The sequence below is a fragment of the Nostoc sp. UHCC 0251 genome (assembly GCF_034932245.1).
Taxonomy (GTDB): Bacteria; Cyanobacteriota; Cyanobacteriia; order Cyanobacteriales; family Nostocaceae; genus Nostoc.
Genome location: NZ_JAYGHD010000415.1, coordinates 1 through 10,404, shown reverse-complemented (window position 1 = coordinate 10,404; position 10,404 = coordinate 1). Strand labels below are relative to the sequence as shown.

8 protein-coding genes are annotated in these 10,404 nt (G+C 42.1%); 6 read left to right on the top strand and 2 right to left on the bottom strand.

What is annotated here, in order from left to right; genetic code table 11:
• Positions 1–324 precede the first annotated feature (324 nt).
• The 6 genes from VB740_RS33875 (at position 325) to VB740_RS33850 (ending at position 7,916) form a co-directional block, all read left to right on the top strand.
• Positions 325–651 carry a DUF3040 domain-containing protein gene (locus VB740_RS33875; RefSeq protein WP_323204201.1) on the top strand — a complete coding sequence of 109 codons (327 nt, stop codon included), beginning with the start codon at positions 325–327 and terminating at the stop codon, positions 649–651.
• Between the two features lie 16 nt (positions 652–667).
• Positions 668–2,749 carry a dynamin family protein gene (locus VB740_RS33870; RefSeq protein WP_323204202.1) on the top strand — a complete coding sequence of 694 codons (2,082 nt, stop codon included), beginning with the start codon at positions 668–670 and terminating at the stop codon, positions 2,747–2,749.
• 142 nt (positions 2,750–2,891) lie between these two features.
• The gene (locus VB740_RS33865; protein WP_323204200.1) at positions 2,892–5,135 is read left to right on the top strand and encodes a dynamin family protein; all 2,244 of its coding nucleotides are present in this window, start codon (positions 2,892–2,894) and stop codon (positions 5,133–5,135) included.
• Positions 5,136–5,534: 399 nt separating this feature from the next.
• On the top strand, positions 5,535–6,509 hold the full coding sequence (locus VB740_RS33860; RefSeq protein ID WP_323204199.1) for a cysteine synthase A: 975 nt from the start codon (positions 5,535–5,537) through the stop codon (positions 6,507–6,509).
• Between the two features lie 108 nt (positions 6,510–6,617).
• Positions 6,618–6,956, top strand: a complete 339-nt coding sequence (locus tag VB740_RS33855) for a (2Fe-2S) ferredoxin domain-containing protein (RefSeq protein ID WP_323204198.1) — start codon at positions 6,618–6,620, stop codon at positions 6,954–6,956.
• Between the two features lie 48 nt (positions 6,957–7,004).
• The gene (locus VB740_RS33850; protein ID WP_323204197.1) at positions 7,005–7,916 is read left to right on the top strand and encodes a DUF5331 domain-containing protein; all 912 of its coding nucleotides are present in this window, start codon (positions 7,005–7,007) and stop codon (positions 7,914–7,916) included.
• Between the two features lie 5 nt (positions 7,917–7,921).
• Here the strand turns inward: VB740_RS33850 and VB740_RS33845 are convergent, their stop codons facing one another.
• Together VB740_RS33845 and VB740_RS33840 are read right to left on the bottom strand one after the other, a co-directional pair.
• Positions 7,922–8,917 carry a folate-binding protein gene (locus VB740_RS33845; protein WP_323204196.1) on the bottom strand — a complete coding sequence of 332 codons (996 nt, stop codon included), beginning with the start codon at positions 8,915–8,917 and terminating at the stop codon, positions 7,922–7,924.
• 151 nt (positions 8,918–9,068) lie between these two features.
• Positions 9,069–10,250, bottom strand: coding sequence for an ABC transporter permease (locus VB740_RS33840; RefSeq protein ID WP_323204195.1), 1,182 nt, complete (start codon positions 10,248–10,250; stop codon positions 9,069–9,071).
• Between the last annotated feature and the right edge of the window lie 154 nt (positions 10,251–10,404).

Below are 10,404 nucleotides of genomic sequence, written 5' to 3'. Positions count from 1 at the left end.
ATTTTGCATAATACCAAAATCCTTGTAGAGACGTAGCAGTGCTACGTCTCTACATGCAGATTCATACTTTAATTGAGCAACGCCATATTTCTTATTCTCACGCAAATTCTTCTTTTGCTGAGACGGTAATATTCGTGTTCGCCACAATTTTAAGGAAAGTAGGTGTATTTTGTGGTATCTAACTCCAGCTTAAGTTTCAGCAGGTAATGAAAATTAAAATAGTAATTTTACTGGGGTTTTTAAATATTTACGTAAGTTACTATACAGCATGATTAACGAGCAAATACTGACATCTTTTCATTGTCTTAGACGGGGTGGATACCGATGACATCTGAAAACGAGCGCCAAAAAGAACTTGAACACCGGGAACGGGTACTTCGAGAACGAGAAGTTGAATTGCGACTCCGGGAAATGGAAACTGACATCCATGCTCCCGATGCGGCTTTTCATCAAACTGTGAAGCATCAGCCAGAAAACTCTCAGAAACCTTGGATGAAAAAAGTGATCCTCGGTGGGAAGCTGTTTGCTCTTGGTGTGGCGGCGTTGGTTGCAGTGAGAATAGCCTCAGTGCTGGCTGGGTTTATTATTGTTGGTGCGCTGGGGTGGATGTCTTACAAATTATTTTTGGAATCTAAAAAAACCAATCTTTAATAAAGGTGTGACTATGATGAGTGATCAAGTAGCAACTGATAGATTTATCCAAGACTTAGAACGCGTTGCTCAAGTGCGATCGGAAATTTCTGTATGTTTGAGTAAACTAGCTGAAACAATTAATAAAGCTGAGTTGGCTGGAGACTCTTCATCAGGAAAACTCAGTTTAGAGCGAGATATTGAAGATATTACAGTAGCTAGTAAAAACCTCCGGCAAGGTGTATTTCGTCTTTTGGTACTGGGCGATATGAAACGGGGCAAAAGTACGTTTCTCAACGCCTTAATTGGGGAAAACTTATTACCGAGCGATGTTAATCCTTGTACCGCAGTCTTAACAGTTCTACGCTATGGGCCAGAGAAAAAAGTTACCATTCATTTTAATGATGGTAAAAGTCCGCAACAGCTAGATTTTCAGAATTTTAAATATAAATACACTATTGATCCGACTGAAGCAAAAAAGTTAGAGCAGGAGAAAAAACAAGCTTTTCCAGATGTTGATTATGCAGTAGTTGAGTATCCCTTAACGCTACTAGAGAAGGGAATTGAAATTGTCGATAGTCCAGGATTGAATGATACCGAAGCGCGAAACGAATTATCTTTAGGTTATGTAAATAACTGTCACGCAATTTTATTTGTGATGAGAGCTTCTCAACCTTGTACCTTGGGTGAGCGTCGCTACCTAGAAAATTATATCAAAGGTCGAGGATTGACAGTTTTCTTCTTAATTAATGCTTGGGATCAGGTGCGGGAATCATTGATTGATCCTGATGATGTAGAAGAATTAAAAGCATCTGAAGATAGATTACGGCAAGTATTTAATGCAAATTTAGCAGAATATTGTACTGTAGAAGGTCAGAATATTTATGACGAACGCGTGTTTGAGCTTTCGTCAATTCAAGCACTCAGACGACGGCTGAAAAATCCCCAAGCTGATTTAGAGGGGACTGGCTTTCCGAAGTTTATGGATTCGCTTAATACTTTTCTTACCAGAGAACGTGCGATCGCAGAACTCCGTCAAGTTAGAACTTTAGCTAGACAAGCCTGCAATCATACCCGCGAAGCAGTTGCTAGACGCATACCATTACTTGACCAAGATGTAGATGAATTGAAAAAACGGATTGATTCTGTGGAACCAGAGTTTAACAAACTCACAGGTATCCGGGATGAATTCCAAAAAGAAATTATCAATACAAGAGACACTCAAGCAAGAACAATTTCCGAATCTTTCCGCAGCTACGTTTTAAACTTAGGTAACACCTTTGAAACCGATTTCTTACGCTATCAGCCGGAATTAAATCTGTTTGATTTTCTCAGTAGTGGTAAACGAGAAGCATTTAACACCGCACTGCAAAAAGCCTTTGAGCAATATATCACGGATAAATCTGCTGCTTGGACATTAACTGCTGAAAAAGATATCAATGCAGCTTTTAAAGAGCTTTCTCGCAGTGCAGCACAATATGGCGCGTCCTACAGTCAAGTCACAGATAAAATTACAGAAAAGCTCACCGGACAAGACGTAAAGATACATACCGCTACTACTGCTGAAGAAGATAACTCTCCCGGCTGGGCAAAATGGGCAATGGGATTGTTATCGCTATCTAAGGGAAATCTTGCTGGTTTTGCACTAGCTGGAGCCGGATTTGATTGGAAAAATATTTTATTAAACTACTTCACTGTAATTGGTGTTGGTGGAATAATTACAGCAGTGACAGGTATTTTTCTTGGCCCCATTGGGTTTGCACTGCTAGGTTTGGGAGTAGGATTTTTACAAGCAGATCAAGCACGTAAAGAGTTAGTTAAAACGGCGAAGAAAGAGTTAATTAGACATTTGCCACAAGTGGCAAATGAGCAATCTCAAGTTGTATACAATGCCGTGAAAGAGTGTTTTGACTCTTACGAAAGAGAAGTAAGCAAGCGGATTAACGATGATATTGTATCTCGGAAATCAGAATTAGATAATCTAGTCAAGCAGAAACAAACCCGCGAGATAAATCGTGAGAGTGAGTTCAACCGTTTAAAAAACTTACAGGAAGATGTAATAGCTCAGTTGCAAAAAATTGAGGCGGCGTATAGCAATTTATTAGCTTACTATAGTTGATAAATCTCATTACTCTCGTTCCCAGCTTCTAGCTGGGAATGCCTACTGGGAGGCTCGGCCTCCCATAACCATAAAAATATGAGGCGGAGCCTCAAGGAATTGCATTCCCAGACAGAGCCTGGGAACGAGGAATAGGGAAATTATGCAACAACAGTATGAAGGTTATAAAGATTTAGCAGATTCTCTCAAATCTGCATCTGCATTACTGAATTTAGAACGTAATTCGCAACTACATCAAGAGATAGTTACCATTTGCAATCATCTGGTTAATCCCAGCTTTCGGATTGCGGTATTTGGCCCGTTTAATCATGGCAAATCTACCTTACTGAATGCCATGTTAGGGAATCGCACCTTACCAATTGATTTAATTCCCACCACAGGCGCAGCGATTACTGTCAAGTATGGCTCTGATGTGCGAACTCGCATCATGTTGGTAGATGGTACAGAAATCTATCGCAGTGGCACAGAAGTTTTACAGCAATTTGCAATTCTTGATAGCAATAGACAGATGCGAAAAGATGTTGCATCTGTAGAAGTTTTTTGTCCGCATCCCTTTTTAGAAACAGGTGTAGAGTTTCTCGATTTACCAGGAACAAATGACAGAGATGAACAAGATAATTTAATTCGAGAACAACTATTAAGTGCAGATTTAGTCATTCAATTATTAGATGCACGTAAATTGATGACTTTAGGTGAACGGGAAAACTTACGAGATTGGCTATTAGATCGCGGTATTAAAACAGTTATATTTGTTGCCAATTTTATTAACTTACTCGAACCCGACGAGCAAAAACAAGTTCAAAATCGGCTGTTGTTTGTTGCAGAAAGCTTTCGAGCCGAATTACCTCCAGGTTTTAGTAATTTATATCGCGTTGATGCTTTACCTGCCTTAAGAGCCAGATTAAAAGGCGATGTTGCTGCTGCCAATAGTAGCGGATTAGCGGCTTTTGAAACAGCTTTGCAAAATATTGTAGGGATTTTGCAACCAAATCGTGGTAATGTGCGTTTGCCAAGAGTGCAAGCGATCGCTTCTCAAATCCAACACTCATTAAAAGCTAAAATTGACCCGATTGCTATTGAAATAAAATATTTTAATGATAAAGAAAATACTAAAAATGAAATTAAACAAAAAGCCGCTAACCTAATTTATAAAGGTTTTACTACTAGCGTGGAAGAGTTACGCGATTGGCTAGCATTACCCAAACTACTCACAAAATACCAAGCTGATGCAGCAGTTGCATTAGCAGAAAATAATTTTAAAAATTGGCAGATAAACATCCTTAAAAAAGACCTAACTCAATTGCAATTATCTGCAATTAAATGGCTTTATCAAGCTTACGAATTTTTCCAAGAAGAAAGACCGCAAGATTTATTAATTCCCTTTCCTAGCGAACCACAAGTAATATTACCCTCAAAGCAAAGCAATACTGATGATTTGAGCGAGCCTGGTTCCATAGCTGTTGGCGGTGGTATTGGTTGGTTGTTAGGCGGCCCGGTGGGTGCTGCTGTCGTCGGGAGTATTTCTTATTTGTTAAACAAGAATATCCAAAAGCAAGACGAACAATTAGCAAAGGATTCTTATCATCAGGAAGTTGCTAAACTTTGTATAACTGCAATTGAAGATTATTTATCTCGTTTCAGCAGTCAAGGGTTATCGATTTTGACTGAGTATGAGCAGAAAGCCGAAAAAGTAATTTGTTTTGAATTCAGCCAAGAACCGTTAGAAATTACTAATAAACTCAAAAATTTACAGCAGTTGCAAAACGGTTTTAATCAGTTATTAAGAGAGTTAGAAAAAGTCAAAATACTCTCCAATCACCAACCTTATAAAGAAATACCCAAATATAGCCACACCAATAGAAAGTATTCACCACAGCCAGAGAGAGTTCAAACCCCTAAAAAAGATACTAATGTTAAGCAACAACAGGAAAATACTGCAAAGAATACTAAGACAAGGGTTGAATCTGTTTCGCCACCGCCACCCCCAAAAGCTTCTCCCTCTCCTCGTCCAGAAGAGGTAGAGGCGAAATTTCGTGATTGGGAACTTAATGAAGAAATAGCAAGGATGAAAGCAGAGATGCGTAACCCTAAGGCTTATCGTCAGACATCGCCTGGTTCTCAAACCGGCAAACAGCAAAATACAACTCAAAGCAACAAAGCACCCAATCAACCAAAAACCCAGGCACAAAAAGATAAAATTACTCGCGCCTACAGTATTTTAGGATTGCAAGCAAACGCTTCTCAGGCTGAGGTAAAGCAGGCTTATCGAACTTTAGTAAAAAAATGGCATCCAGATTTGTTTGTGAATCAGCCACAACTGCTAAAACAAGCACAAGAGAAAATGCACTTAGTTAATGATGCTTACACAATTTTGAGTGAGCAATAGGGAATAGGGAATGGGGAATGGGGAATGGGGAATGGATTTATTTACGAATGATTTAGGTGTGCTATAGGATTACTATTTGATTTTTGAACAAAGTTCAGTATTGTAGGGTGCGTTAGGATGAAATCCGTAACGCACCGAATCCCTGGTAATAGTGCGTTACGCTGTCGCTAACGCACCCTACGTATCTTTTCAAAAATCAAACCGGATTCCTATATATCAAAGGGTGCAGATAGATCACCTGATGCTTCCTGGATTAAACTGGAACGGTGGAATGCTCATTTTGAATATGAGTAAAGTTTGGTAGTGTACGCATCATAGGATTTTAGGCAAATCAGATGTCAATCATGCCACCGCTATAAGCCAAAATTTTTATAGATACTGCATACAGGTAAAGTCAAAATGGATATTAAAAATGGCTTCGTCGGCGCTGTTGGTAACACACCTCTGATTCGCTTAAACAGCTTTAGTGAAGAAACAGGGTGTGAAATTCTCGCTAAAGCAGAATTTCTCAATCCTGGCGGTTCTGTCAAAGACCGCGCCGCACTTTACATTATCGAAGACGCAGAAGAGAGAGGTCTGCTCAAACCTGGTGGCACCGTTGTAGAAGGAACCGCTGGTAATACTGGCATTGGACTAGCACATATTTGCAACGCCAAAGGCTACAAATGCCTAATTATTATTCCCGATACTCAGTCACAAGAAAAAATAGACGCACTGAAAGCACTAGGCGCAGAAGTTCGTCCCATCCCCGCCGTACCTTACAAAGACCCAAACAATTACGTCAAGCTATCTGGCAGAGTCGCCGCTGAGTTAGAAAACGCTATTTGGGCGAATCAGTTTGATAACTTAGCTAACCGCCGCGCCCACTACGAAACCACAGGGCCGGAAATTTGGACGCAGACAGATGGTAAAATAGACGCATGGACATGTGCAACTGGTACTGGTGGTACTTATGCTGGTGTGGCATTGTACTTAAAAGAACAAAATCCGGCGATTAAATGCGTTGTTGCCGATCCATTGGGTAGCGCACTTTACAGCTATGTCAAAACTGGCGAAATCAACGTAGAAGGAAATTCCATCACCGAAGGCATTGGTAATGGTCGTGTCACAGCCAATATGGAAGGCGCACCTGCTGATGATGCCATTCAGGTCGATGACAAAGAAGCTTTACGGGTAGTTTACCAACTGCTGAGGAAAGATGGTCTGTTAATGGGCGGTTCAACAGGTATTAATGTTGGCGCAGCTGTCGCCCTAGCAAAGCAGTTGGGGCCAGGACATACCATTGTCACCATCTTGTGTGATAGTGGTTCCCGATACCAGTCGCGGATATTCAACCCTGAATGGCTAGCCTCAAAAGGACTTTCAATAGATTAGTCATTAGTCATTGGTCATTGGTCATTGGTCATTGGTCATTGGTCATTGGTCATTGGTCATTGCCAAAGGACAACTGACGAATGACAAATGACAAAGGACAACGGACAAATGACAAACATAACTCAACCATCAGACTTTCCGATAATAGACCAACCCTCTTCTCCTAAATGTGTGCGGATTTGTCAAAATCGTACCTGCAAAAAGCAAGGTGCAGTCAAAGTTTTGGCAGCTTTTGCAGCTTTGCCAATCCCTGGTGTAACGGTAACGGCTACCAGCTGTTTAGGACAATGTGGCAATGGGCCGATGGTGCTGGTATTACCTGATATGGTCTGGTATAGTGGCGTTCAACCCGATGAAGTATCTCTACTGATAGAAAATCATTTGCTAGGTGGTCAAAGAGTCCAACAGATGCTCTATTATCGGTTTCATCCCCAGAAATCAAATTAATTAACAATATCAGGGTCTGCAATCTTGTTGACTGAAGCGAGGCATCCAATGAATATCCAGCAGCTGCGTCAATCCTTAAAGCAAAAGTGGCTTATTTACTACGGGCAAAATATTACCTGGCTGGTCAAAATGCGAATTTGGGGCACTTACGATGGCCTACGCCGTCCTTTGTCCGGTTTTATTTTGGCAACGCTGTCTGTTTTAGAACCTCAGTTTGATGAAATACTTTCTTTTATGCTGGATCTGAATAACGACCCAGATAAAATAGTTGCTGCTTTAGGTCTTAACTTCAATCCTGATGAAGAGTTACGTTTAATAAAACCAGAACATTCTATGGCTACAAGCCAAGTGGAAAGCGAGTCGCCAGATGAGATGCATTCTGAGGATAAACATCTGTCATCAGCTGTAACTGCCAGCAAGATTGCGCTTCATTCTCTTGCCAAGACTTTAGACTCGAACTTGTCACGCACCAATCAACTTGTGCCATCAATTACAGCTAGCACTGAGGTGGTTCGCACGCGCAAACCTGAGTTGGTAGTTGCATTTGCTACTAAAATTGCTCCAGATACTCCTGTAAAAACGCCATCCTCCGGTTTTCTAAGGGAATATCAACCAATAGGATTGCACTCTGCGCCGACAATGACTGATGAGGTTAATAGCAAAGCCAAAACCATGCCATCTGTAGCATTAGCTAGTGATGTTAAAAGCAATGCGCCATCTGTCCGAATTCCTGTAGGCGCATTGTTGGCAATTACCACTGAAATTAATAGTAATGGCAAACCAGTGCGATCGCTAGCAATTACTACTGAGGTTAAAAGCAACAGCAAACAACCGAATATTCAACCACAAGATGTTAAGAGCAAAGTGAATTTACCAACCACAAATGCCCGTAGTATAGCTTCTTGGGTAGATGAATTTTGTTACGGCACTAGGAATAAAGAAGAAGATATTTTAACTTGAATTGCTTATGGATATTCGTGAGTAACAAAGGGTATTTCTATGACTTCACCCTCAGTTTCTCCCACTTTAACTTTTAAGCCGACACCACCAGCTTTAGTGCGAATGTAACCTAGCCCAAAGTAACCATCAGAGGTTTCTGTATAACTGGTAAGTTTGCCAACCTTTTCATCTCCCACTGCGATCGCACTTCCAACTTCCACAGGGGCACTGAGGCGAATACCCAACAGGTGTTGTTTTACACCTTTATATGTATTTAATCGAGCAATAGTTTCTTGCCCGATATAGCAACCTTTCGTAAAAGAAATTGTTTGCCACAAGCCAACTTCTAGAGGATTGTAATCATCTGTAAGTTCTGCATCTGGGGCGGGGCGGCCTTGTAAGATTCGCAATGCATCCCAAGCGCGATCGCTCATCTCTACTGCCCCAGCTTCTAACAATTTATTCCACACCGTTTCTTTGTCAGTATAAGGGAAAGTAAAGGTATATCCGGGAGCCGCTAACCCACTACCCACAGCAACCCGCACTCCTTCAGCCGGAGCAATGGTGTATACTTGATGACTACCGTAAGGTTGTCCAATGAGTTCACCAATACCCAACTTTTCTAAAACAGCGTCGCTTCCTGGGCCAATAAGGCTAAAGGTGTTGGTGTATTCTGTGATATCAGATAATTCCACCTTGTCGGCATAGAAAATATATTTATCCAGCCATTCCATAAGAAATTGGCGGCGATTGGGTGAAACTAGCAGAATTACTGCATCTTCTCTAACGTAGGCGGTTGCTAAATCAATTGTTCTCGCTGTGGAAGTGACAAAAACCGTATCACAACCTTGTCCTGGCTTGAGGATTTGGAAATTGTTAGTACTTTGGTTGTGTAAGAAATTAAGGCGATCGTCGCCAGAGACTTTGATGCGTCCCCAGGCGGTGCGATCGCATATAGCAACCCCAACTCTGGCAGCTTCGATAGCTGCTGCGTCTTTATCGTCAATTGTAGATGTTGGCATGGTGATCAGAAGTTGCCCTGTTCCAATGTTGTCGCACTGAAAATCTTAGCAAATAAGCGTTTGCGGCTTCAATGCACCTCCAGTGAAGTAGGGGCGCAAGTCCTTGCAGCACTACGACGGGATATTTTTTTAACTGGAAGTCCCTTTACTATCACCCTGAGCGTAGAGCTTTTACTGGGTCGATCTGGCTAGCCCGTACGGCGGGAGACAAACTAGCTCCCACTCCCACCACTAGCGCTGAACCCAGTGCCAGCACTGCAATTCTGCTATCAAACTCATAGGGCAAGTTAAAGGTATCAGTAACCACAACTGTCAATCCATGCACTATTCCCAGACCCGCTGCCCCTCCGATTAGACTTAAAAGCATCGCCTCTAGAATAAATTGCAGCATGATTTCCCGTTGGGTTGCACCCACCGCCCGCCTCAAACCTATTTCAGCGGTTCGTTCAGTTACCGAGGCAATCATAATATTTGCAATTCCAACACCGCCAACTAACAGTGCGATCGCTCCTACGACTGTTAGACCTTGGGAAGCCATCTCTAGAGTTTGCTGCTGCTGGATGATATCTGATACATTATTCCAAAATTTAAATTTGTAACCTGGAAATCTTTGTAACAGCAACTCCTCTGCTTGTTGGCTTAACTCTTCCACATCTTCAAGTGAGTAAGGGCGCATTTGGATGCTCCCGATATCGCGGCTACCAGTCAAAGCGTTGTAAATAGACATCGGCACATACAGTTGGCCCGCCGGGGGTGCATTTTCATCTAGACTAGTCGCTACCACCCCTATAACGATATAGGGCCTGTACCCAGCATAAATCAGCTGCCCCACAGGTTCCTGCTTTTCAAAAAGTTGTTCTGCCAGCAATTGATCGATTACGATCACTGGACGGTAGTTGGCAAAATCTTCAGACGTGAAAAACCGTCCCGACACCAATGATTTCCCTGAAGTCAACAAAAAATCTTGGGAAACAGGTGACATGGGTGGAGTAAACTCCTTGTCCTGAAATACAGTTGGCGTAGAACCAGCCCAATTAAAAGAACTAATCGCCTGCAAGCCTACCATTCGCTGTCGTAAAAATTCCATGTCTTCCAACTTGAGTTGGGTGGTTTGACCACCAGCATCCCAGTTTGGATAAATTGAAACTTGAGGTGCGCCTCGTTTTGCTAATTGTTGAGCGATCACGGCTCGGCTAATAGTACCAACTTGAAGCGTAGCGCTGACAGCAGCCACACCCATAAATACCCCTAGAGTAGTCAGAGCAGAACGCAAGGGGTTCCTACCTAAGGAGTGAAAGGTAATATTTAATAAGTCAAAAGCTGAAAGAGCCATAATAATAGTCGTTTTGCTCTAGCTTGGGGATTGGGGAAAAGAGGCAGGGGGGCGGAGGGGCAGAGGGGCGGAGGGGAAAACCTCTCTCTAAATCTCTCTCCTTTTAGGAGAGAGACTTTGAATTTTCCCCCTTCCCGCGACGAGTTGGGGGTTA